Origin of the sequence: Pseudobacteroides cellulosolvens ATCC 35603 = DSM 2933 (assembly GCF_001262605.1) — a bacterium.
Taxonomy (GTDB): domain Bacteria; phylum Bacillota; class Clostridia; order Acetivibrionales; family DSM-2933; genus Pseudobacteroides; species Pseudobacteroides cellulosolvens.
In genome coordinates this window covers 3,307,020-3,329,815 of the sequence record NZ_LGTC01000001.1, presented here as the reverse complement: position 1 = coordinate 3,329,815, position 22,796 = coordinate 3,307,020, and the positions used below count along the sequence as shown (strand labels likewise).

The 22,796-nt window shown below is 36.0% G+C and carries 19 protein-coding genes and 2 pseudogenes; 9 read left to right on the top strand and 12 right to left on the bottom strand.

The genetic code is table 11. From position 1 onward, the window contains the following. Positions 1 to 41 precede the first annotated feature (41 nt). Positions 42 to 1,751 (top strand): arabinan endo-1,5-alpha-L-arabinosidase AbnB, encoded by a 1,710-nt coding sequence (locus Bccel_RS13555; protein WP_081927132.1) that lies wholly within the window; start codon positions 42 to 44, stop codon positions 1,749 to 1,751. A gap of 224 nt (positions 1,752 to 1,975) precedes the next feature. On the opposite strand, the gene Bccel_RS28900 is transcribed toward Bccel_RS13555, so the two are convergent. Together Bccel_RS28900 and Bccel_RS13550 are read right to left on the bottom strand one after the other, a co-directional pair. Beyond that, entirely contained in the window at positions 1,976 to 2,194 is a 219-nt protein-coding gene (locus tag Bccel_RS28900; RefSeq protein ID WP_242853176.1) for a DUF2141 domain-containing protein, read from the bottom strand. Then, entirely contained in the window at positions 2,191 to 3,768 is a 1,578-nt protein-coding gene (locus Bccel_RS13550) for a glycosyltransferase family 39 protein (protein ID WP_050753442.1), read from the bottom strand. Before Bccel_RS13550 ends, Bccel_RS28900 begins: the two co-directional genes overlap by 4 nt. Before the next feature lie 346 nt (positions 3,769 to 4,114). On the opposite strand from Bccel_RS13550, the gene Bccel_RS13545 reads away from it, so the two are divergent. The 4 genes from Bccel_RS13545 (at position 4,115) to Bccel_RS13530 (ending at position 8,492) form a co-directional block, all read left to right on the top strand. Further along, positions 4,115 to 5,104, top strand: coding sequence for an S-layer homology domain-containing protein (locus tag Bccel_RS13545; protein WP_036944599.1), 990 nt, complete (start codon positions 4,115 to 4,117; stop codon positions 5,102 to 5,104). Positions 5,105 to 5,219: 115 nt separating this feature from the next. Then, entirely contained in the window at positions 5,220 to 5,852 is a 633-nt protein-coding gene (locus Bccel_RS13540) for a sulfite exporter TauE/SafE family protein (RefSeq protein ID WP_036944598.1), read from the top strand. A gap of 4 nt (positions 5,853 to 5,856) precedes the next feature. After that, positions 5,857 to 6,981 carry a 4Fe-4S binding protein gene (locus Bccel_RS13535; RefSeq protein ID WP_036944597.1) on the top strand — a complete coding sequence of 375 codons (1,125 nt, stop codon included), beginning with the start codon at positions 5,857 to 5,859 and terminating at the stop codon, positions 6,979 to 6,981. Between the two features lie 17 nt (positions 6,982 to 6,998). Then, positions 6,999 to 8,492 (top strand): 4Fe-4S binding protein, encoded by a 1,494-nt coding sequence (locus Bccel_RS13530; protein WP_036944596.1) that lies wholly within the window; start codon positions 6,999 to 7,001, stop codon positions 8,490 to 8,492. Between the two features lie 203 nt (positions 8,493 to 8,695). On the opposite strand, the pseudogene trxB reads toward Bccel_RS13530, so the two are convergent. Further along, a pseudogene (gene trxB / locus Bccel_RS13525) lies at positions 8,696 to 9,615 on the bottom strand (thioredoxin-disulfide reductase). Between the two features lie 105 nt (positions 9,616 to 9,720). After that, positions 9,721 to 9,972 (bottom strand): annotated as a pseudogene (locus tag Bccel_RS31495) (thioredoxin family protein); the annotation flags it as partial. 296 nt (positions 9,973 to 10,268) lie between these two features. Here Bccel_RS31495 and Bccel_RS13520 point away from each other — a divergent pair. Beyond that, positions 10,269 to 10,496 carry a glutaredoxin family protein gene (locus Bccel_RS13520; RefSeq protein WP_036944594.1) on the top strand — a complete coding sequence of 76 codons (228 nt, stop codon included), beginning with the start codon at positions 10,269 to 10,271 and terminating at the stop codon, positions 10,494 to 10,496. Between the two features lie 95 nt (positions 10,497 to 10,591). Here Bccel_RS13520 and Bccel_RS13515 read toward each other — a convergent pair whose 3' ends face one another. The 3 genes from Bccel_RS13515 to Bccel_RS13510 form a co-directional block, all read right to left on the bottom strand. Continuing rightward, the gene (locus tag Bccel_RS13515) at positions 10,592 to 11,437 is read right to left on the bottom strand and encodes a DEAD/DEAH box helicase (protein ID WP_338053607.1); all 846 of its coding nucleotides are present in this window, start codon (positions 11,435 to 11,437) and stop codon (positions 10,592 to 10,594) included. Positions 11,438 to 11,466: 29 nt separating this feature from the next. Continuing rightward, positions 11,467 to 11,763 carry a DEAD/DEAH box helicase gene (locus Bccel_RS32345; protein ID WP_338053606.1) on the bottom strand — a complete coding sequence of 99 codons (297 nt, stop codon included), beginning with the start codon at positions 11,761 to 11,763 and terminating at the stop codon, positions 11,467 to 11,469. 82 nt (positions 11,764 to 11,845) lie between these two features. Further along, positions 11,846 to 13,759 (bottom strand): ABC-F family ATP-binding cassette domain-containing protein, encoded by a 1,914-nt coding sequence (locus Bccel_RS13510; protein WP_036944592.1) that lies wholly within the window; start codon positions 13,757 to 13,759, stop codon positions 11,846 to 11,848. Positions 13,760 to 14,210: 451 nt separating this feature from the next. Between Bccel_RS13510 and Bccel_RS13505 the strand changes: the two genes are divergently transcribed. From Bccel_RS13505 to Bccel_RS13495, 3 genes are all read left to right on the top strand, one after another. Then, positions 14,211 to 16,553 (top strand): sensor domain-containing protein, encoded by a 2,343-nt coding sequence (locus tag Bccel_RS13505; RefSeq protein WP_036944591.1) that lies wholly within the window; start codon positions 14,211 to 14,213, stop codon positions 16,551 to 16,553. A gap of 194 nt (positions 16,554 to 16,747) precedes the next feature. Further along, entirely contained in the window at positions 16,748 to 17,080 is a 333-nt protein-coding gene (locus Bccel_RS13500; RefSeq protein WP_036944590.1) for a PadR family transcriptional regulator, read from the top strand. Next, positions 17,070 to 17,612 (top strand): DUF2812 domain-containing protein, encoded by a 543-nt coding sequence (locus tag Bccel_RS13495; RefSeq protein WP_036944589.1) that lies wholly within the window; start codon positions 17,070 to 17,072, stop codon positions 17,610 to 17,612. Before Bccel_RS13500 ends, Bccel_RS13495 begins: the two co-directional genes overlap by 11 nt. A 152-nt stretch (positions 17,613 to 17,764) precedes the next feature. Here the strand turns inward: Bccel_RS13495 and fabV are convergent, their stop codons facing one another. The 5 genes from fabV to Bccel_RS13470 form a co-directional block, all read right to left on the bottom strand. Next, positions 17,765 to 18,952: an enoyl-ACP reductase FabV gene (fabV, locus tag Bccel_RS13490; RefSeq protein WP_036944588.1), complete on the bottom strand. Its 1,188-nt coding sequence runs from the start codon at positions 18,950 to 18,952 to the stop codon at positions 17,765 to 17,767. 173 nt (positions 18,953 to 19,125) lie between these two features. After that, complete coding sequence (locus tag Bccel_RS13485; protein ID WP_242853174.1) at positions 19,126 to 20,640, bottom strand: alpha-isopropylmalate synthase regulatory domain-containing protein; 1,515 nt, start codon at positions 20,638 to 20,640, stop codon at positions 19,126 to 19,128. Between the two features lie 384 nt (positions 20,641 to 21,024). Beyond that, the gene (locus tag Bccel_RS13480) at positions 21,025 to 21,315 is read right to left on the bottom strand and encodes a metal-sensitive transcriptional regulator (RefSeq protein ID WP_036944587.1); all 291 of its coding nucleotides are present in this window, start codon (positions 21,313 to 21,315) and stop codon (positions 21,025 to 21,027) included. 132 nt (positions 21,316 to 21,447) lie between these two features. Then, positions 21,448 to 21,882 carry a GerW family sporulation protein gene (locus Bccel_RS13475; RefSeq protein ID WP_242853173.1) on the bottom strand — a complete coding sequence of 145 codons (435 nt, stop codon included), beginning with the start codon at positions 21,880 to 21,882 and terminating at the stop codon, positions 21,448 to 21,450. Positions 21,883 to 22,010: 128 nt separating this feature from the next. Continuing rightward, a complete protein-coding gene (locus tag Bccel_RS13470) occupies positions 22,011 to 22,493 on the bottom strand; it encodes a hypothetical protein (RefSeq protein WP_036944586.1) in 483 nt (160 codons plus the stop codon). Positions 22,494 to 22,796: the final 303 nt, after the last annotated feature.

Genomic DNA, 22,796 nt, shown 5'->3' with positions numbered 1-22,796 from the left:
TAAGGTAGTTTATAATAAAAATTTGTTTAGGAGTTGGTATAATGACAAAAAAGTTTATTCTTTGGGGACAAGCACTTCTACTAATTTTAGCCTTTATTTCAATGATAGTTATTGGAAGCATATCAGTATCAGCATCTACAGCGTTTACAGGATTGGATACGGAAGATATTAATGGAGATAAAGTAATTAACATGGCTGATATCATTTTGATTGCATACCATTTCAATTCCACTGCGTCAGGAACAAACTATGATATAAAATGTGACTTGAACAATGATGGAGCCATAAATATGAGCGATGTCATACTGATAGCTTTGAAGTTTAATAAGATAATATCTGTTGCAACAAATACTCCAAGTATGGTGCCTACTCCTACTTCTACAAAAGTACCGTCACCTAATGCTACACCAACTCAACCTCCAATACCTGTATTTAAGGATGTATCGGTACATGACCCTTCAATAATGAAGACTAACGGGACTTATTATATTATTGGATCGCACCTTGCTTCTGCCAAAACCAATGATTTAATTGGGTGGCAGCAGATTTCTTCCAGCGTCAGCAATACAAATCCTTTGATACCAAATGTATACATAGAATTGAAAGAATCCTTTGACTATGCACAAACTACTACAATGTGGGCGGGAGACATAATTCAGCTTAAGGATGAAAAGTATTATATGTATTACTGTCTGTGTAAAGGTGATTCACCGTTATCTACTCTTGGCGTAGCAGTGTCGAGCAGTGTGACAGGTCCATACAAGGATTTGGGTATAATATTGAAATCGGGAATGTCAGGAGTTAGTTCGGATGGTACAAATTATAATGCTACAAAGCACCCTAATGTTGTTGACCCGGACACGTTTTTTGATAATAACGGTAATCTGTGGATGGTATACGGCTCTTATTCAGGAGGTATATATATTTTAAAAATGGATTCTACAACAGGGAAACCCTTGCCTGGCCAAGGCTATGGTAAGAAACTTTTAGGGGCAAATCACAGCCGTATTGAAGGCCCCTTTATGCTCTACAGTCCCGATTCAGGCTATTATTATATGTTCCTCAGTTTTGGAGGACTTGATGCTTCAGGGGGGTATAACATAAGAGTTGCAAGATCTAAGAATCCTGATGGTCCCTTTGTGGATGCTGCAGGTAATAATATGATTGACTGTCGCGGCCCAGCAGGTACTATTTTTGATGATAAGGCCATTGAGCCTTATGGCACCAAACTTATGGGTAATTTCCGCTTTGTTGAGAGCGGCACAGGTTATGTTTCGCCAGGCCATAACTCAGCTTATTACGATGCAGATACAAAGAAATATTATTTGATATTCCATACCCGTTTTCCAGGGCAGGGAGAGGCACATCAGGTAAGAGTACATCAAATGTTCATTAATGAAGATGGATGGCCTGTAGTCGCACCACACCGCTATGGTGGGGAGACAATTGGAAAGTATTCTCTAGAAGATGTCTGCGGTGACTATGCTTATGTAAATCACGGCAAAGACATAAATGCAGCTATTAAAAATTCTGTAAAAATATCACTCAATAAGGATGGTACCATTTCTGGCAGTGTAAGTGGAAAATGGCAGCATAATGGAGATAATGGCATAAGGCTGACAATAAGCGGGACTAATTATACAGGGGTTGTTCTTAAACAGTGGGATAACGGCCTTAAAAAGTTTGTTATAACATTTAGTGCATTGACTAAGAACGGCAATGTGGCAGCATGGGGAAGCCGTATTAATTAAGGCATGATTGAAATATTACTTCCCCTTTTGAGTGTGTGTTCACAAGTTAAGTGGTTAAGTGAACACGAAAGTAGAACCATAGGGGAAGTTATATTTTCAACATGACTAAAAAAACTTGAGAGAGGCTATGTTTTGCTGCTTCTCTCAAGTTTTTCTTTATGTTCAGGAAACTCACGACAACAATCAAGGTTACAAAATCCCAAGGGATTTTATACATCTAGTTGTTACATCCGAGGATAATACATCTCAGCTTCAACACTCTTTTCATTTGTGTCCATCTCAAACATGCAAGCTTCAAAGGTAGCCCACAGTTTTATACCGTTAATGGTATTGGTCATACCGTATCCTTCTGTTGGATAACCGTTCTTTAAGCTCAGGTTACCGTTTTCATCCTGATCATGTAATACTCCGACTGCATAATTTCCATAAGGTAGATTATCTATGACGACTCCGGCTTTTGCTTGTGCATAACTTTTAGCGTTCCCGTGTAAACCGATGCTTTAGCCTTGTTTTCTCCAGGTTCAACCCTTCTTAAAGTAAATGCATACTGTGATGAGGTAATAAAAAACCTTTCGACTTTTCCAACTACATTTAACTTACCCGAACTTAAAAGATCATTTACAGCACTTAGTCCAGGTGAACCAATACGCGTAACCAGCCATATACTTTTGTGCCCCCTCATGAATCCTGTAAGGTCTCTGTCGGTTGAGCCGTCAGGTGAAAAGGCTTCCATACCGCTGTATGGTGTATAACCTGGCTCTTGGTATAAAAACTGTTTGTGACCGGGAAAATAATATGTAAATAATCCATTGGTATGCTCATCAGTATGTATAAATATGTCATCCTGTTTAATATTATCTTTCATATAAGATTTGATTTCTGCTAAAGGCCCATTAATCCTGTACTGGTTTATATGTGAGATAAAGGGCGATACAGAAAAAAGGAGCAGCAGGCATGCCAGGATCATCCTTCCCGAACTCTTAAACTGGGAAATTCCAAAAGCTGCAGATAATATAAGTAATCCAATAACAGGTACGCTATACCGTTCAATGAATACAGGTCTTATGAGCAGAGAGAAAATTATTCCTGCCAATAAAGTGAGTAAATAAATACTTAGTGCAAAAGCAGCAGCATTTCCTGTGCTGAAACGGCTTTTAACTATAGATATAAACCCCTTCACAACTAAAAATGTTGTTATTGTAAATGCCGGTATAGCATAGTAAAGTAATGGAGGTAGAGGTGGAAACTTCAAGGTAAATGGATAGAGAAAAGTGTTAAATATAGTAGTGCCGGTTACAGGGGGAATCCAGAAGTCTTTCGATACCCTCGAAATCTGACCTGTAAGCATAAACACCCATGGAAGGTAGATAGCCAGTGATACACATGAAGTTATGACATGCTTTTTTAGTTGTTGTCTGTCTTTAAAAAATGTCCATAAGAATATTAATATATTTGTTATTATGGCTGCTAAGAGTGCATAGTAATGAGTATAAGCAGCTAGAACTGTATATGTTCCAAACATCACCCAATCGAATTTTTTCTTTAAGCTTACTGCCAGATATCCATATAGGACACAACCTGTTACACAAAAGGCTGCCCAGGTATACATGCGTGCCTCTTGTCCCATAAAAAGGCTTACAGGTAAAATTAAAATAATAAAAGAATATATGAGACCGGTACCTTTACCGAAAATTCTTCTTACAGGTCCGACTCCCAAAGCGGAAAGTGCCAGTACACCAAAAATTGAGAATATCCTGAGGCCGAACTCAGTCCTTCCGAAAATATTGCTTATTGCTTTGAGCACGATGAAATATAAGGGTGGGTGGCTATCACTGCCTGCTATCTTCCAAATATCCTGAATAGAATGAGTTATTATTGCTGCCGAGTAGGATTCATCATACCACAAGGCTTCATGTGCTATACCTGTTATAAGATATATAAATCCTCCAACAAATAAAATTATCCAAATTAATATAAACTTAAAGTTCAGCTTGAAATTGTTTGTATCCTGATCCATAATCATTCACCTCGCAAAATTGTTTTAAAAGGTGATTATTTCTTTAATGCTAATATATTTATTACCAATATTATTACTGTATGCATAGAAAGTCAACATAATTTACAGTGTGTATACCTTTCTATATACAAATTTATATGCACGGTTGCATCATTGTAATATCTTTACATAAATATATACTTATGATAAAATTGTTACACTATATAGAGATAAAATAGATATTTTACACTTTTGCTTTAAATTATGGGATTAAGTATTGCATCATTAGTTATAAAACAGCGTCAATAAAGTATAAAGTATATACTTTATATAAATTTACCATTTAATTTTATGTGGGGGTGTAAAAATGAAAAAAGTTTTACCTGTATTAATCCTGTCACTTGTTCTTGTGATAGGAGCAATGGTTTCTGCATCTGAGCCATGTACTGCCAACTGCAGCGGTTCTGGCTGTAATCTTTATGCAGATGCCAATTCCAGCGGTATCTGTGATATAGCACTTGCGGATTCTGAATCAAAATCAACACCAGTTCCAACACCATGTCCGGCAAACTGTAAAGGCAAGGGATGTAATTTATATACCGATGCCAACGGAAGCGGTACCTGTGATCTTTCTGCTGATGATAGAACAGTAAAATCAACTCCAGCTGCAACACCATGTCCGGCGAATTGTAAAGGCAAGGGATGTAATTTATATGCCGATGCCAACGGAAATGGTACCTGTGATCTTTCCGCTGTTGATAAGAGTTTGACTTCTGATCCAAAGAAGGATGAGGTTACTTCTACTCTGATAACATTCAAGGACATAGCTAACCATTGGTCAAAAAGCTATGTAGAGAGGCTTGCAAACAGTAAAATACTCAGTGGTTATCCTGATGGAACAATTAAGCCCAACCTGGAAATAAACCGTATTGAAGCAGTTGTGCTTGCACTAAAAGCAGCAGGCATAAAGCCTGTACATAAGGATGGAGTTGATTTTGCAGATAAGGCATCCATTCCTTCCTGGTCTTTGGATTATATTGAGGCTGCTGTCCAGAATAAAATAATAACCTCAGATAAAACCATTCAGTTTAAACCGTTAGGTAAAATATCAAGACAGGAATTGGCGGTAATACTTGTTAAAGCATTCGAATTAGAGAGTAAAAGTGTTGAGGCTGCTAAATTTAAAGACATGGCAAATGTATCTGATAATGCTAAAAACTGCATTAGTATTGCTTCAGGTCTTAAAATAATTACCGGCTATCCTGATACCACGTTTAAGCCTAATAATAATGTTCTGCGTGCTGAAGCCTTTACTATGATTTCAAGGGCTTTAGACTTGAATGCAGATAAAATGTAAGAAGTTGAGAAGTTGTGGCGGTAATATTGCTGACCATGACTTCTCTTTTATTCTTATTATAATTCCTAATTCCTAATTTTAATTTCTATTTATTTTTATTTTGAGAGGTATATTTATGAATGGTAATGGATTTTTTTTGGGACTGGCTAATGGGACAGTTTGCCTGGCATACTGTTCACCTATGCTGGTCCCATATTTGCTAGCTGAAGGAAACAGCGTCAAGTTCAACTTTTTACATATGGGACAATTCCTGTTTGGAAGGCTTATAGGATATATATTGTTTGGTATCCTTTCTTGGACAGCATCGCAGGTGTTTTTGGGTAAATTCGAAGATAGCAGTATTATATTTGGCTTGTTATATATCGTATTTGCAGCAATGATGTTTTTTTATGGTCTATCCAACACTCACAAGAACTGTTCAGCAAAAAAAATGAACGGTTTTACTTCAAAACTTTCAGAGAAGCTTCCATTCTTGGTTCCATTTATATTCGGACTAATTACAGGTATAAACCTATGTCCTCCTATGCTGCTGGTATTTACAGAGTCAATGAGCATGAGCAGTATGATAAACAGTGTGTTATTTTTTATAACATTCTTTGTTGGCACAATGGTTTATTTTTTGCCGCTGCCGCTGTTAGGTGCCTTCTCCAACTTTATGCACCTTAAAACTATTGGAAAAATGGCTGCTGTGGTAATGAGTTTTTATTACTTGTACATTGGAATTATTACGATTGGAGGAGCGTTATAGCTTTATGAATAAGATTCTAACCAATCAAAAGAATATTTCACCAACTTTGAAATTTGATTTAAAAAAATGCCTTCTAACCTTCCTAACTGCTATTATTTCCATGGTGGTACTTATTTGGGATTTGAATATAGTTAGCCTGGGACTTACAAGGTCATCGTCAATAATCAGTGTTTGGGTGTTTTTTATTTTTATCTTTGTAATGATGATAAAAACTGGTCAAGCGTATAAATACAGAAGCATTGCGTTTTTTTGTATGAGTATCTTGTTTACGGCCGGATTCATATTAAATTTCATTCATTTTATAAAAAACGGTTTATCAAGTACCAATGGTAGTTTTATCAGAATTGATGATATAGTACAAGCTTTAATCCATACAATGAACTTACCTGGAAAATCCAAAGGTTTACTCTTTTTTGTTTTTATATTCCTTCTCATTTGGGGAGGTGTAATACTTGCATTCGGAAGAGGTTTTTGCAGTTGGATATGTCCGGTTGGGGGAATGGACGACAGGTTTTCGTGCCTTACTAAGAATCCATATTTAAAAAACATTGATAAAAAGTGGCTCAATTTACCCATTGCAATCTTGATAGTAATAGCACTGCTTTTGTTCGGAAAGGTAATTCCAACATCACACTGTGCTAAAGACTGTCCGTCAAAAAACATTCTACATGCTGCAGCACTTCCGATTAATTCATTTTGGGGTATACTGGTCGTGTTAATTATTGTTTTTATTGCATTTTGTATAATCATGCCTGTGCTGACCGGAAAAAGGACAATGTGTTCCTTTATATGTCCTTTAGGAAGGATTCAATCCTTATTATCCAAGATCGGTTTGATAAGACTTGAAATAGACAAGGATAAATGCACTAACTGTAAACAATGTGTTAATGCATGTACCAGCTTCGGAGTAGCAGAATCTGAGAAAGATGGGTTAAAGATTAACGGACTATGCACCAAGTGCATGAAGTGCCATGGTAATTGCCCGTCTTCTGCTATTTCTCTAAAGATACAGGATGAAAAAATAGCGGAATTGTATTTTATTTATCCAGCTTTCATGTTCATGGTTATTTTTGGGAGTAGGATGATGGCAAATTCAATATACGGCATACTGAGTTTGTTTAATGTCTAGGAATTGGAGGTAAAGAGATGAGAAGAAGAATTAACCTTTTTATATTATTATTTGTTATTCTATCTATAATAGCGATAGCAGGGATGGCTTATGCGGCCGCTAAATGTCCCCTAGAGCTTGAGAATGATCCATATCCGGGAAAATGCGGACTGTATGTGGATGATGACGGAGATAAGATTTGTGATTTATCTCAGAAAGCACCAGCTAAAAAGGAACAATCACCTACACCGCAACCCACCAAAGCAGCAGTGGTTCCTGCTGCTTCAAAGAGCAACACGAATTTGCCATCAACAGCTGCCAAAAACACACCAATTACATCAAAAGCTTTGGCAAAAGCAACACCTGTAAAAAATGCCGGAACAGTTGAGGCATCGGAAAACAGCGGTACAAAAAAATCCGGGACAAATGAAAAAGCAACTAAACAGCAAGAAGCATCGGAAAAACCTTCAGAAAAACCTTCAGAAAAACCTTCAGATAGATCAACAGAGGCAGGATCTACAAAAGTGACTCAGGTGCCCCTAGTAAGCAAAAAACCTGGAGATAATAATGGTATAGAAGAAAATGCGGTATCGCCAAAGCCGGGAGCTATACCTGGAAGTACAACACCAATTGAGGCTATAGATCAAAACCAGGAAAAAGAGAATGTAACCAATAGTAAAAATTTTTTAAGCAGCTACTTTGAAAGCATGTTTAGCACAAGAAATCTTATCACATTGATACTTTTATTTATTGCATCAGCGTGTTTGTTTTTACAGTTAAAATGGAGGAACTTCAGATGGTTAAGGTATGTTCTCCTTTTAGGAGGCTTAATATATCTTGGGTTTATCACTGGAGGATGCCCTTCACCCATAGGTTCTGTACAGCAAATTCCAATATTCTTTTCCATGATTGTGCAAGGAAAAGGTCTAGATTGGGTTGTGGTTTTTATAACTCCCATAGTGTTTGCCATCTTTTTTGGAAGGATTTATTGTGGAGGTGTATGTCCATTTGGTGCCATTCAGGAATTTGTTCATAAGGCAGGTCAAAAGCTTAAGCTCAGCACTGGAGTAAAACCTGAAATAGACAGGACACTGAAGCATTTCAGGTACGTAACACTTATCGGCCTTGTGGCTTTAGCAATCATAACGGGCACTGCCTGGTTATGTAAATTTGACCCATTCAAATCTCTGTTTAACTTTAACTGGGGCGTCATAACTTTGATTGCTTCACTTGTATTACTTATTTCTTCATTTATAATATCTAGGCCTTATTGCAGATATATTTGTCCTTATGGAATAATACTGGCATTAGTGTCAAAGGTGGCACTCGTTTTTAAGATGAACAAGCTTATTACATGGTGCAAGAAGTGTACAGTCTGTGAAAAGTCTTGTCCTACAGGGGCAATCAGCAATGGAACTATAAATGAAGCAGAGTGTATAAGATGCGGTAAATGTGTAGATGTATGTCCTTTCAAAGAACATAGCAACAAGGATAGTAATAAGAAGAATGAAGAGAGGGTTCGTGCAAGTTAAGTCAACACATAAGAGGAATTTATAGCAGAAGTTATTTTTTGATGATGACTATAAGTCTTTAATCGCTGAAAAAGGGTTGTTGCAAAATGTCTTTTAAACACATCATAACGTAATCAGTGTTTTACAATTCGTACAATATGATGTGATTATTTATAGTTTTGCAACAACCCTTTTTATTACTTTAAGTACGGTCGGTTCTCCATCTACTTATGGCTGATATACCTCTCCGCCATTATACCTGCAATGGTTCCATCGCCTACGGCTGTGGATATTTGACGGATTTCCTTGTCTCTGATATCTCCGGCAGCAAATACACCCGGTATATTGGTGGCCATGCTATTATCAGTAATAATGTAACCGTATTCCGATATGTTAAGCACATCTTTAAATAGAGATGTATTTGGCTCCATACCTATATACACGAATATTCCATCCGTATCCATCTCTTTACGTTCTCCATTTTCCTTGTTATAAAGGACAACCTTTTGAACAAAGTTTTCACCGGAGACTTCCTTGATTTCAGTATTCCATAGCACATTTATCTGAGGATTTTTCATCAATTCGTCAATTGATGAGCGGGAAGCTTTAAACTCAGTTGACCTGTTTATCACCGTAATGCTTTTTGCATATCTAGTGAGGAACAACGATTCTTCAACTGCTGAAGTTCCCCTCCCACAACTATTACATTGGCATCTGTATAAAGTGCACCGTCACAAGTCGCACAGTAGTGTATTCCACGGCCTCTATACTCTCGTTCGCTTTCAACCGGGAGTTTTCTGGGCTCTGCACCGGTAGCAATTATTATGGACTTGGCATAATAATCATTTGTTTCGGTTTGTATATATTTTTCATCGCCTGTAAGGTTAATACTCTTTATGCTTTGCATATCGTCAATTTGTGAACCAAAGTCTAAAGCTTGCTTTTTCATATTTTCCATAAGGTCAATACCGCGTATTACGCCGTTTGTACCCGGATAATTGGATATATGATAGGTTGAAGCCACTTGACCTCCGGGAAGACTTGAGTCTACTACTATAGTGTGAAGTTTGCTTCTGGAAGCATAAATAGCTGCAGTAAGACCAGCAGGCCCTGCACCTATAATCAGTACATCGCAGTGTACTATAGTGCGTTCTTTAGAATCGCAGGTTTTTTCCAGAACATTTTCTATAGCCTCTTTGAATTCGGGAAAGCTGATATAACCATTAAGTCGTGAACATACTTCCCTTCCTTCCTTGAAAAATATTATGGTAGGGCTTGATTTCACAGAATACTTCTCTGCAAGCTGCCTGTTGTGAGGCCTGAATACCTTGACAAACTTTAATTGTTCCGCTAGTGTTACGGCAGACCGTTCAAATATCTGAGAGAACTTGGTACAGGGAAGACAGTCATCTGAATAAAAATAAGCTACAACAGGTACCTGACTCTTGGATATAACTTCTTCAAAGTTTGTGGAATCGCATACTGTATAAAATTCTGACATTTTCTTTAAACCTCCATTCATAATATGTTCTGATTATAAGATTAACTATATTAAAAGTGTTGATAAATACTTAAAGATTTATTTTTTCCAATTACTTTAATATATATCAATAACATACCACATTATGGTTTGTTTTAAAAATAATTTGTTGGGAAATTTTTGTATGGTCGAATTTACTTAAATAAAAACATGTTGATATTGCATAAAATAAAATATATAATTTAGGAAAATTATATGTTTGGGATATACCCATAGGGGGTATAAATATATTAACATGATTAAAGGAGGAATTTATTATGAATATTACAGTTTATTCGACCCCAACATGTCCCTGGTGTACAAGAGTGAAGGATTACCTGAAATATAAGGAAGTTGGTTTTAAAGAAGTTGATGTGTCAAAAGATCGTGAGTCAGCGATGGAAATGATTAATAAATCCGGACAAAGAGGTGTACCAGTAATTGATATTGATGGCAACATTATTGTAGGCTTTGATCAGGCAGCTATTGATAACCTCCTAAAGTAATTACAATCAAAGATGCGATTTACTGTTAAATAAACAAATTTACGTGGCTTTTATGGTACTTTCAAAAAAGCCACGTGAATTTAATATTATAGTAATCACTTTTTTGATACTCTTTTAAAACTTCTTCTTTTTCCAGGCTCAACTATTTTACCTTCATACAATGTTTTTTCCGATATGTTTATCTTTAAGGTATTCCTATAAATTTTAATTGTCGCAACTTCTTTAGGAGAAACGATAGATACAGCCATACCGCTATTTCCCGCCCGTCCTGTCCTGCCAACCCTATGTACATAAGCTTTAGGATCCTCAGGAACATTGAGATTGAAAACATGGGTAATACCGCTGATGTCCAGTCCTCTTGCAGCAATGTCGGATGCCAGTAATATAGGTACTTTACCGGATTTAAAGTCATCCAATGCCTTTTTTCTGTCAAGCTTTATGTTTGCACCATGTATGGCATGAACACTAAACTTGTGATATAAAAGCTTTGATAATATAATTTCTATTTCGTCGCTTTTTCCTGCAAAAATAATTGCACGCTCAGGGTTTATAGTCCTTAAAAGCTTTCTTAGCGTATCAATTTTATCTCTTTCTTCAGCTACAAAATATATATGCTCAATTGTTTCAGGTACCGCAATTACTTCCTCTATTTCTATATATATAGGCTCTTTCATAATTTCTTCAGCCTTTTTTACTGTTTGGACAGATATGGTAGCAGAAAACATCAAAATCTGCCTTTCTTTTAATGTGGTTTTGATGATGGCTTTGACATCTTCACAGGTGTTTTCCAGCATGAGCCTGTCTGCTTCATCAATTATTATGGACTTTACTGTATGTGCGGTAATTTTTTTCTTTCTTATTAGCTCAAGAATACGTCCGGCAGAGCCGACAATAATCTGGGGCTTTTCCTTAAGCTTGGTTATTTGCCTGTCTATATTCACATTTCCTATAATAAGTGCAGATCTGGCTTTTATATCTGAATTTTGGCTAAAAATTCTATCTGCTTATGAACTTGAGCCGCAAGCTCATGTGTAGGAACAAGAATAATTGTATGCAGATCATTGCTCTCTTTTAGCTTCTCAAATATGGGGATCAAATATGCCAAAGTCTTTCCGGTGCCGGTCTGGGATCGTACAATCAAATCCTTGTTTTTAAGGATATCAGGAATAACCCTTCTTTGAACATCTGTAGGAACGGTTATGTTTTGTTTTTTTAGTGCTGTGGCTATGGATTCTTCCATATTCAAGCTTTTTAATAATTCAATCACGTAAGTCTCCTTTTAGTAATATTTTAGTCATTACTTAATATTAAAAAGATTAATCATAATCATTATTTAAATTACTTTCAAATTACATTTTCTTATTATTATTAATTCTTTCCACCAACTCGTTAAGATATGCCCATCGCTCTATTTTCTCCTCAAGCTGCTTTTCCAGTGCTTCCTTTTCAGAAAGAAGGGATGGAAGCAATTCAAAATTACTGGATGCTTCATCTATCTTAACAGTTATATTTTTTAAAGCTTCTTCCAGGCTGGCAATTTTCTCATCAATCTCTTCAAATTCCTTTTGTTCTTTAAAAGTGAGCTTAAGTGGCTTGTCTTTTGTAGTTTCATTGGAGTTTTTTTCTTTGCTTTTTTCAGTGTCATGGCTGCTGCTTTTTGTCTGAGCCTCAAACTCCTTCCTACAGCTTTGATAATCGGAATAATTGCCTGAATATTGCTTAACCAGACCATTGCCCTCAAAAGCAAAAATACTATTCACTATGCGGTCAAGAAAGTATCTGTCATGTGATACCGTAATAACTGCTCCGGGAAATTCGTCAAGATAACTTTCCAAAATTGTTAGGGTCTGAATATCCAGGTCATTTGTAGGCTCGTCTAAAATAAGAATATTTGGCTCAGACATTAGTATGTTGAGCAAATACAACCTCCTCTTTTCTCCACCTGAAAGCTTTGAAATAGGAGTCCATTGTACACTTGGAGGAAAAAGAAATGTTTCAAGCATCTGGGATGCAGAAATTTTTCCTTCTTTTGTTGTAACATATTCAGCAGTTTGCCTGATATAATCGATGACTCTGAGGCTGTGATCCATTTCCTCGTTCTCCTGGGAGAAAAAGCCTATTTTAACTGTTTCACCATAGTCAATATTACCACTGTCGGGCTCTAGCCTGTTGGCTATAATTTTTACAAGTGTGGTTTTACCCATTCCATTTGGACCTATTATACCTATTCTGTCATCTCTTCTTAAAATGTAACTGAAGCAATTTATAAGATTAATACCGGAATAACCTTTGCATATGTTTTCCATCTCGATTATTTTTCTTCCCAGTCGTGAAGAACCAACCATAATTTCAACACTGTCGGAAGATACTATTCCTTGCTGATCCTGCAGCTTTTCAAATCTCTCTATGCGGGCTTTTTGCTTAGTTGAACGTGCCTTGGCACCTCTTCTTATCCATTCCAATTCCTTGCGCAAAAGGCTTTGACGCTTTCGTTCGGAAGCCTGGAGCAGCTCTTCCCTTTCTGCTTTAAGCTCTAAAAACTTGCTATAATTGGCTTCATAGCTGTAGAGCTTGCCGCTATCAAGCTCTATAACCCTGTTGGCTACCCTATCAAGAAAATACCTGTCATGGGTAATCATCAGCAGAGCACCTTTTCTATTGTTAAGAAAGTTCTCAAGCCAATCAACGGTATCGTTATCCAAGTGATTGGTAGGCTCGTCAAGAATGATGAGATCAACAGGATTAATCAGAACCCTCGCAAGTGCCACTCTCTTTCTCTGACCTCCAGACAGAGTACCTGCATCAGCCTCAAAATCATTTATACCGAGCTTGGTGAGAATTGTCTTAGCTTCACTCTCAATATCCCAGGCTCCTAATGAGTCCATATTCTGGGTCAGTGACAAAAGGTGTTTTTCCAGTTGGGCATCCGGATTTTCATTAAATTTGTGAAGGGCATACTCGTATTCACTAAGAAGTTTCATAACCGGCGTATCACCTTCAAAAACCTGACTTAATACAGTCATTCCATTTTTAAGTACCGGATTTTGCGGCAGGTACCCGATACGCACGCTGTTTCCTTTTATAATTCTACCTGTATCTGATGTTTCAACACCAGCGATAACCTTTAAAAGAGTTGACTTGCCAACTCCATTGATCCCGATAAGGCCTATTTTCTCGCCATCGCTTATACCCAATGATATATCGTTAAACAAAATCTTTTCGCTATAGCTTTTTGAAATTCCTTCTGCTGACAGTATATTCATGAAATCGTCCCTTTTTCTAAACTTAATATGAGGAATGACTAAAATACTACTTCCACTTTTAAGCGAGTGTTGACGTGTTAAGTCAACGCATAAGCCAAATCTATAGCGGAAGTTATATTTTAGTTATTACTAATTATAACAGACTTCTTGGGAGTATCGCTATATAAATTACTGATTCTATATGGAAATATACAACTTTAAGATATAGTAAAAGATTTTCTTGATATAAAAAGATATTTTCTTATTATGTACACCAAACAGTATGACGATATATATTTTGATGTCTAGGAAATTATGGTGAATGATACACCACAACTTCTCACGACAACCATCAACGTTGCAAAATCCTAAGAGATTTTGTTTCGTACTTATGGTGTATAATTCTTGTAAACATTGTAGATTCAATTCATCTATATAAAATTATCCATTAACATTATGAAGGAGTTCAATAATGCAGAAAAATAACCATTATTTTAAAGGTTTTGAATCTAGTGAAAAGACCAATCAGATAGCTTCATTAATATTCGGGATATGTACTATTTTTGGAGTTATTTTATATTTTGTTTTGAGAACGATTGATCAAGGGTATATATCGAGTCGTGTAGTAATTGTATGCACGGCTATGGGAATATTTGCAGTACTGCCGTACGTTTTAAGCAAAATAACCGTTAGACAATCTCTTATAACACATATAAATGCTGTAATTTTTTCATCCACATATGTAATTTTGATTTTAGGTGATAGAGAAGCATCCAATTTAACCTTATGGAGTTCCATATTCGTTCTTGTAATACTATCCTTAATGTATTCCAATCGCATTGTTCTATCAATAGTATCTTTAACATCTTTGAGTTTATTTGCATTCATTTCTTTTCAAGAACCAGATGAAGCAGTTAAACTTAATATTGCAGACCATTTAGGAAGAATTGGCATATTAAGCATGGTAATAGCAGTTGCATTTTATATAAATTATCTGCTAAGACAAAGGTTGTATGATAATGATAAGAAGCTTAATGAAATGTCGCTTCAAAGAGATGAAATAGAAGCACTTTATGAGGAGATAACTGCTACAGAGGAGGAGCTCAGGGATAAATATGATGAACTGGTAAATTATCAGGAAAGCCTTAGACAAAGTGAAGATAGATATAAAAAAATATTTGAAGCAAGTAACGAAGCACTTTTTGAATGGGATTTGGACAGCAATAAAAAGTTTTTATCGGAAAACTGGTTTTCGATATTTGATCTAGATACTGAAGGAGAGTTTCTTATTGAGGAGTGGTTTGCAAAAATTCATCCTGAGGATTTATCTTCAGTGTTTAAAAATATTGAAAGATTAAAGAAAGGCGAAATAAGTATTTATGAAACAGAGTTCCGGTATCAGAACGTCCAAAGAGAGTATAATTGGTTTAGCTCCAAGTTTGTTGGAATTAGTAACAACAAGGGGGATACAACAAACCTGTTAGGAGCATTTATAAACATTCATGAAAAAAAGACTCAACAGGATGAACTGGTTTTTATTGCTTCACATGATGTATTGACAGGGCTTCCAAATAAAATATGGTTTATCGATTATTTTTCAAGCCTTTTGAAAGAAAATAAATCAGGATTTCTAATACTTATGGACATAGATAATTTTAAATATATTAATGATGTATTCGGCCATCCTGTGGGAGATATAGTGCTAAGACTACTATCAAATAATATAAAAAAGCAGGGAAATGATTTTACTATTGCCAAGTTTGGCGGAGACGAATTCATTTGCTGCATTTCAGGAGGAGAAAGGAATTTTAAGGAGGCATATGACAACATACTGGAAATAGTAAATACCCCTATACAGTACAAAGATCAGGAATTTATATTGGGTATAAGCTCAGGTGTTGTTGAATTCAATAACAATGCTCAGGATGTTCATGATTATATTAAAAAAGCAGAAATAGCAATGTATAAAGCTAAAGAGCTTGGTAAAAACAACTGGGTTATATTTGATGAAAAAATGAATGAGCAGGTTATAAGGACATCCAAGTTGGAAAATGGATTGAAAAACGCATTGCATTCTCATGAGTTTATGGTATATTACCAGCCCCAGTATCTGATAAAGGGCAAAAAGCTTTTTGGTTATGAAGCCCTGATTCGCTGGTATAACCCTGAATTTGGATTTGTAACCCCTGACTCGTTTATAGGGTTGGCTGAAACAACAGGTATTATTAATGATATAGGATATTTTGTCATTAATGAGGCGTGTAAATTTATTCTAGAATTGGATGAAAGGGGTTGGAAGGATATTACCATATCCGTTAATGTTTCGCCTATTCAACTATCAAATCAGATGTTTGAGGATAAAGTCATGAATATTATTGAGTATTACGGTATAAGACCTGAGAGACTATGTTTTGAGGTTACTGAGACAGCAGTAATGCAGTCTTTTAAGGATAATGTGGACAAATTGGCACGACTTAGGAAAAAAGGATTTAAGATATCATTGGATGACTTTGGTACAGGTTATTCATCATTGAGCTATCTAAAATCTATTCCTGTAAGCGAGGTTAAGATTGACAGATCGTTTATAAATGATATATGTAAAAAGGACGAGATGAATGTTAAGCTTGTAAGAGCTATAATTGAAATTTCCCATGATTTCGGGTTCAAGGTTGTGGCAGAAGGAGTAGAGGAAAATTCTCAGCTTGATATGCTGGCCGGTATGAACTGTGACATGGTGCAGGGCTATCTTTTCAGCAAGCCTGTACCATCGGAAGAGGCACTTAGGATATCGGATAATTGCATGCAGGGTGTATAATCTAAAAATAATAAAAATCAGCTTACTGGGTTAAAAATCAGTAGGCTGATTTTCTATTGTCCGGGAAATTATAGTAAATTCTACACTATATGATTATGTTCATTAAAGTTATTGACAATTATATCGGCTGCCGTTATAATATAGTTATATCGGGTGACGGTATAACGCAACACGAAATAACGGAGGCAGATATAATGGGGGACAGAGAGAGCATAGTTTTAACAGAAGCAGTATACTATATACTTTTATCACTTTATAAACCGATGCATGGATATGGAATAATGCAAAATGTTATGGAACTAAGTGAGGGAAGAGTTAATCTGGCAGCAGGCACGCTATATGGTGCAATCAACACTTTGCTTGATAAAGGTTTTATAAAAGCACTTTCTGGAGACGTTAATTCCCGAAAAAAGGAATATGAAATTACCCAAATTGGAAAAGAAATTGTTAAAAATGAAATTGAAAGGCTTCGGGAGCTGGTTAGAAATGGAGAAAGAATTACTGGGGGGAAGGTTAATGAAACGTAAAATAATTAAATTTTTTTTCGCATGGGATTTTGAGAAAGAGGAAAAATGGCTCAATGAAATGTCAGCAAAAGGATTGCAGCTTGTTTCAGTTGGCTTTTGTACATATGTCTTTGAGGAATGTGAATCAGGGGAATATACATATAAATTAGAGTTGTTGGAAAACCTGCCTTCAAACTACCAAAGTACGTCTTATATTCAGTTTCTTGAGGAAACTGGGGCGGAATATATTGGTTCGGTATTTCGCTGGGTGTATTTTAGGAAAAAAGCCGTTAACGGAACATTTGAAATATACTCTGATATTGAATCCAAAATCAAGCATTATAAGAGAATTATTACTTTGTTTTCGGGTGTAACGCCAATATGTATATTTCCCACCATTATGAATTGGAGTCGTTTTTCTGAAGAACCTGATCCATCGCGACTTATTCTATCTAGTATTACTACATTGTTGGCTATTTTGCTTGTGTTTGGAATATTCAAAATATCAAGACGAATTAATATGCTTAAAAAAGAAAAATTAATTAGAGAATAAATATTACATTAGCAATTATATTAAGGCATGAATGTAAAATTACCATGTATTATGCACCATAATTATTGAGACATTAAAAAGCCAGCTTCCCTGATATGCTTAATTATGTATAATCAGGCAGCTGGCTTTTAATAAATTAAAAGTGTTAATAATTACTCAACACCTGGTATTTCTACTATAGGACTAATATCGTTCTCGTAGTTGATTTCTTTGAAGCCAAAGCCGAAGAGCTTGAAGAAATCACTACGATATCCTTCAAGGTCTGAAAGAGAATGTATATTCTCTGTAGTGATTTTTTCCCAAGCAGGTACGATACCTTCCTGGACATCACCTCTCATTTCCCAATCATCAATACGAATTCTGCCTTCACTGTCAAGTTCCAACGAATCGGAATAAAGACGTTCTGCAAAGAGGCGGGATGCTTGTTCTATGCATCCTTCATGGAGCCCTTTTTCCTTCATAATCTTATAAAGAATTGATATATATAGAGGAACTACAGGTATGGCTGAGCTGGCTTGTGTAACCAGTGCCTTATTTACCGAAACATAGGCTTTACCGTGAACCTCTTTAAGCTGAGCAGTTATTGCTTTTGATGAATTCTCAAGGTGCTCCTTTGCTTTACCTATTGTACCATTAGTATATATAGCATGTGTCAATTTGGGGCCGATATATGAAAAGGCAACTGTTTTAAAGCCATTTTCAAGAACTCCGGCACTCTTGAGTGCTTGAATCCACATTTCCCAATCTTCACCGCCCATAACTGCTACAGTGTCTTTTATTTCATCTTCGCTGGCAGGTTGTATTGTAACTTCAGATACAACGCCACTGTGAAAATCTATTGTTTTATTGGTATATGGATTACCCGTAGGTTTAATAACGGAATTATGGGTAACTCCTGTTTTGGGATGTGTACGTCTTGGGGAAGCTAGGCTGTAAACAACCATATCAACTTTGCCAAGATCTTTTTTTATTATATCGATTGTTTTATTTTTTATTTCATCAGAAAATGCATCACCGTTTATGTTTCTTGAGTAAAGCCCGGCTTCTTTAGCCTTTTTATCAAAAGCAGCCGTATTATACCATCCTGCTGATGCTGTTTTGGCCTCAGAAGCAGGTTTTTCAAAGAAGATACCAATGGTTGCAGCACCAGAGCCAAAAGCTGCTGCAATTCTTGAAGCCAGACCATAGCCTGTGGAGGCACCTATTACCAATACTTTTTTAGGGCCATTAATTGATCCCTTGCTCTTTATATAATCAATCTGCTCCTGAACATGTACTGCACAGCCTTCAGGGTGTGCAGTAGTACATATAAAGCCCCTGGTTTTTGGTTTTATAATCATTTTATGCTCCTTTCAAACAAATAAATATCCTTTAGGTGATTTCTAAAAATAGCCAGTCAACTGGAGATTTCAAAAATATATATTTTAATACTCTCCACCATAAAAATTGACTAAGGAAATTTTTGAAATCTCCTTAGTAATTATATGGTGTTTTAAAAAATTTTACAATGCCCTTATTCCTGTTCTATTAAATTAAGCATTTTAACAGTTGCTTTAATGGAAGATGCTGTTTGGTCGGAATCAAGTCCCCTTGTTTTAAACTCCCTATCTTTGAACCAGGTTATAACCGTTTCAACCAAAGCGTTTGTTTTTCCTCCGGGCGGTATTGTAACTATATAATCCACCAATGTTGGAAGAGTCTTTCCAAGGCATGTATAAATTTTACTAAGTGCTTTCATGAATGCATCGTACTGACCATCACCAGTTGCGGTTTCTTCGTAAACTACATCATCGATCTCGATTTTAAGGGTAGCAACAGGGCTTAAGTTCTGTGCATGGCATATATAATAATTTATTAACTTTACCTTTTCAGTAAGATAATCGCTTTTTAATACATCGGATACTATAAATGGCAAATCCTCAGTTGTTATACTTTCCTTTTTATCTCCAAGTTCAACAATCTTTTGTGTTACACGTGCTATCGCATCACTTTCAAGGAAAATACCAAGCTCTTCGAGATTCTTAAGGATACTTGCTTTACCGGAGGTTTTTCCAAGGGCATACTTTCTCAAACGGCCGAATCGTTCAGGTACCAGCTTGTTAAAGTAGAGATTTCCCTTTTTGTCACCATCTGCATGAACTCCGCAGGTCTGAGTAAATACATATTCACCTATTATAGGCTTGTTAACAGGAATCCTTATACCTGAGAATGCTTCTATCAATTTACTTATGGAATTCAGCTTTGTTTCATCTACACTGGTTTCAAAATCATTTAAGTGATCGTTTATTACTCCAACTATACTTGATAATGGAGTATTCCCTGCTCTTTCGCCAAGCCCGTTTACAGCAGTGTGAATACCTGAGAAGCCGGCTTTTATGGCCATAAATGAGTTGGCAACTGCCATATCGTAATCATTATGCCCATGGAAATCAAATTTTATTTTCGGATATTTATCCACCATTTTTTTGCATAGCTCAAAGGTTTGATTGGGATTCAATATACCCAGTGTATCTGGAAGCATGAATCTCATTACCGGCAGTTCCTTTAGATTGTCTACCAGGAAAAACACATAGTCCGGTGAATTTATCATTCCATTTGACCAATCTTCAAGATATACATTTACTTTTATATTTTTCTGGACAGCGTAATCAATAACAAACTTGATGTCCTCAAGATGCTGCTCTGGTGTTTTGCGAAGCTGGTTGGTTACGTGATTTAAAGACCCCTTGCATAAAAGGTTCATAACCCTCGCACCTGATGATACTATCCAGTCAACAGATCTGGTCTTATCGGCGAATCCAAGCACTTCTACCTTATCGAGACAGCCCCACTTCTGACACATTGAAGATATGGCCTGTACAGAAGCCAATTCTCCTGTAGATACATTAGCTGAAGCTACTTCTATCCTGTCCACTTTGACATCCTCCAACAATGTCTTTGCTATGGTCAGCTTTTCATGCTGAGTGTAGGCAAGACCAGGGGTTTGTTCCCCATCTCTTAAGGTCGTATCCATAATTTCAATTCTCATACAATTCATACCTCCATTCAAATTTAAGAATCAAGAATTTATTTTCTCGTCAGTATTTTCCTAGGCATAAATAAAGGCCTTCGCCCTATAACAGGACGAAAGCCTAAAATTTCGTTAACCACCTGATACAACATACAAACATATGCGTTCCTTTTAACGGTAGAAATCCGTCAGCACCTACTGATATTCGGCCTGAAGCTCAAGGAGGATATTCAACACTTACATACTAAGACCGGGCTCCCACCATTCCCAGCTCGCTGTGCTTTTTTGAAAGTATCTACTGTTCCTGTCATTGCATTTACTTTGTAAAAACTACAATAACTTTATTAAAAGTGTTAATACAAAAAGTTATATTGATAAATATTTTACTACAATATTGATGATTTAGTCAACAAATTTTAGAAATTTTTGTACGGCATTCATCAACTCACCCATTACTTTCTCTTTATCGTCAGAGTCTATGGCATCTTTCATACATTCATTTGAGTATACCTCAAGAACCATTCCACCGACCTTGTTTATTGCAGATCTTACAGCAGCTATTTGCGTCAGTATATCCACGCAATTTTTTTCTTCATCAATCATTCTTTGGATGCCTTTAACCTGGCCTTCAATTTTGTTTAAACGTTTTCTTACATCTTGCTTATATTCTAAACAGCTCTTATTTTCACTCATAAAAACCTCCTATACCCTTATGGGGTACAGGAGTATTATATATTATTTATTCTAACGATACAAGGCTTTTTAATGCTTTATACCATAGAATAGAAGAGATAAATCTATTATATTTAACGCTTTTAATCTAAATTATTGTTGCTGTTGATTCTGGGACTGGTTTTGCTGCCCCTGCTGTCCTTGCTGCCCTTGTTTATTCATTCCTGTTAATATCTGAGGAATCTTATCCATAAGTTGTGAACCGGTATTGGCAGTGTTAACAGGTATAACTGAAACATTGTCCTTATCTATAAGCAAAACTGCATCTGTGCTAAGTCTTGCACCAAGGCCTAGAGCACCGCCTGCCATATTGGATGATAAACCGCCTTGTTGATTATTTGCATTACCTGCCTGATTTTTTCCTGCTGTATTACCGGTTCCATAACCTAATGTTACAGATATTACAGGAATAAATGTTTTATCCCCATAGTTGACAGGTTTTCCGATTAAGCCTTCATTTTGAGTAAAGTTCTCCAAGTTTGAGAAAAGCGTATCTACATTCTGTGTTAATGATGAATTGATATCCATAGAAAATCCTCCTGTAATCTTGATTTTGTTATATGTGCAAGTATTTCCTGTGCTGCTGGTTTTATATCTGAGTTTGAAGCAAATACCATTATGATTATCACAACAAAGTCATATTTAGGGCAATATCATTAAGAGCGTAAATAACTTAAAAGTGCTGTACCGACATTTATTCTTGCGGAAGCGTCTACATAAATATAGTCCCTAATCGCTGTAAAATCTGGCCAATGCCTTACTGATGCTATATCAGTCAAGTTTGAAATAGCACCCAAGAATCCTGTTGCTACACCTGTAGAAAATGGATCTCTAAAGCCATAATATGCGTTAATAACTAATTCTTGGGGATTGACTTGCTTTATTAGCTGAGTGTTCAGACTCTTTTTTTTACTTCTTAGTGTTTTGGAGAGCAATTCCTTATTTAGAATAATTATTGTCAATACCGGTGCGGTATTAACAATCTCCAGTACGGCTTTAAATAAAGGTGGAAGCCAAAACAATGTCATATACATATTTGATTCTTCTGTATCAAATATAAATCTTGCTTTTAGTGATATTGTGAATAGCATAATTATAAAAAGAGCTATTATGCCTAAAATAATGACTGTGATAATCATGATTGAACACTCCAATTCAAGTACCAGATTTTGTCATATAGCAATGAAAAGTTGTTAATCTTTACATTTATCTATGATGTATATATTATTTGTAGTGTTTTATCATTTTATTATTGTAAAAAGTTTGTAATTATCTGATAAATGGTAAATCTATTACATTTATCTGTTGCATATTCCATTGGCTATTTGATCTGCCAAATGCAAGATTATTAACACTTTAAAATTTTTCAAATGCTGAAACTGAATGTTAATTTTCATAAAAATGTTGGAATATTTAATCATGGATTAATTTAAAATACTGTG

What these genes read in the sequence shown, in the direction of transcription:
- Bccel_RS13555 (WP_081927132.1), top strand. Translation starts at nt 42, where the DNA reads ATGACAAAAAAGTTTATTCTTTGGGGACAAGCACTTCTACTAATTTTA.
- Bccel_RS13550 (WP_050753442.1), bottom strand. Translation starts at nt 3,768, where the DNA reads ATGGATCAGGATACAAACAATTTCAAGCTGAACTTTAAGTTTATATTA.
- Bccel_RS13545 (WP_036944599.1), top strand. Translation starts at nt 4,115, where the DNA reads ATGAAAAAAGTTTTACCTGTATTAATCCTGTCACTTGTTCTTGTGATA.
- Bccel_RS13540 (WP_036944598.1), top strand. Translation starts at nt 5,220, where the DNA reads ATGAATGGTAATGGATTTTTTTTGGGACTGGCTAATGGGACAGTTTGC.
- Bccel_RS13535 (WP_036944597.1), top strand. Translation starts at nt 5,857, where the DNA reads ATGAATAAGATTCTAACCAATCAAAAGAATATTTCACCAACTTTGAAA.
- Bccel_RS13530 (WP_036944596.1), top strand. Translation starts at nt 6,999, where the DNA reads ATGAGAAGAAGAATTAACCTTTTTATATTATTATTTGTTATTCTATCT.
- Bccel_RS13520 (WP_036944594.1), top strand. Translation starts at nt 10,269, where the DNA reads ATGAATATTACAGTTTATTCGACCCCAACATGTCCCTGGTGTACAAGA.
- Bccel_RS13510 (WP_036944592.1), bottom strand. Translation starts at nt 13,759, where the DNA reads ATGAATATACTGTCAGCAGAAGGAATTTCAAAAAGCTATAGCGAAAAG.
- Bccel_RS13505 (WP_036944591.1), top strand. Translation starts at nt 14,211, where the DNA reads ATGCAGAAAAATAACCATTATTTTAAAGGTTTTGAATCTAGTGAAAAG.
- Bccel_RS13500 (WP_036944590.1), top strand. Translation starts at nt 16,748, where the DNA reads ATGGGGGACAGAGAGAGCATAGTTTTAACAGAAGCAGTATACTATATA.
- Bccel_RS13495 (WP_036944589.1), top strand. Translation starts at nt 17,070, where the DNA reads ATGAAACGTAAAATAATTAAATTTTTTTTCGCATGGGATTTTGAGAAA.
- fabV (WP_036944588.1), bottom strand. Translation starts at nt 18,952, where the DNA reads ATGATTATAAAACCAAAAACCAGGGGCTTTATATGTACTACTGCACAC.
- Bccel_RS13485 (WP_242853174.1), bottom strand. Translation starts at nt 20,640, where the DNA reads ATGAGAATTGAAATTATGGATACGACCTTAAGAGATGGGGAACAAACC.
- Bccel_RS13480 (WP_036944587.1), bottom strand. Translation starts at nt 21,315, where the DNA reads ATGAGTGAAAATAAGAGCTGTTTAGAATATAAGCAAGATGTAAGAAAA.
- Bccel_RS13475 (WP_242853173.1), bottom strand. Translation starts at nt 21,882, where the DNA reads ATGGATATCAATTCATCATTAACACAGAATGTAGATACGCTTTTCTCA.
- Bccel_RS13470 (WP_036944586.1), bottom strand. Translation starts at nt 22,493, where the DNA reads ATGATTATCACAGTCATTATTTTAGGCATAATAGCTCTTTTTATAATT.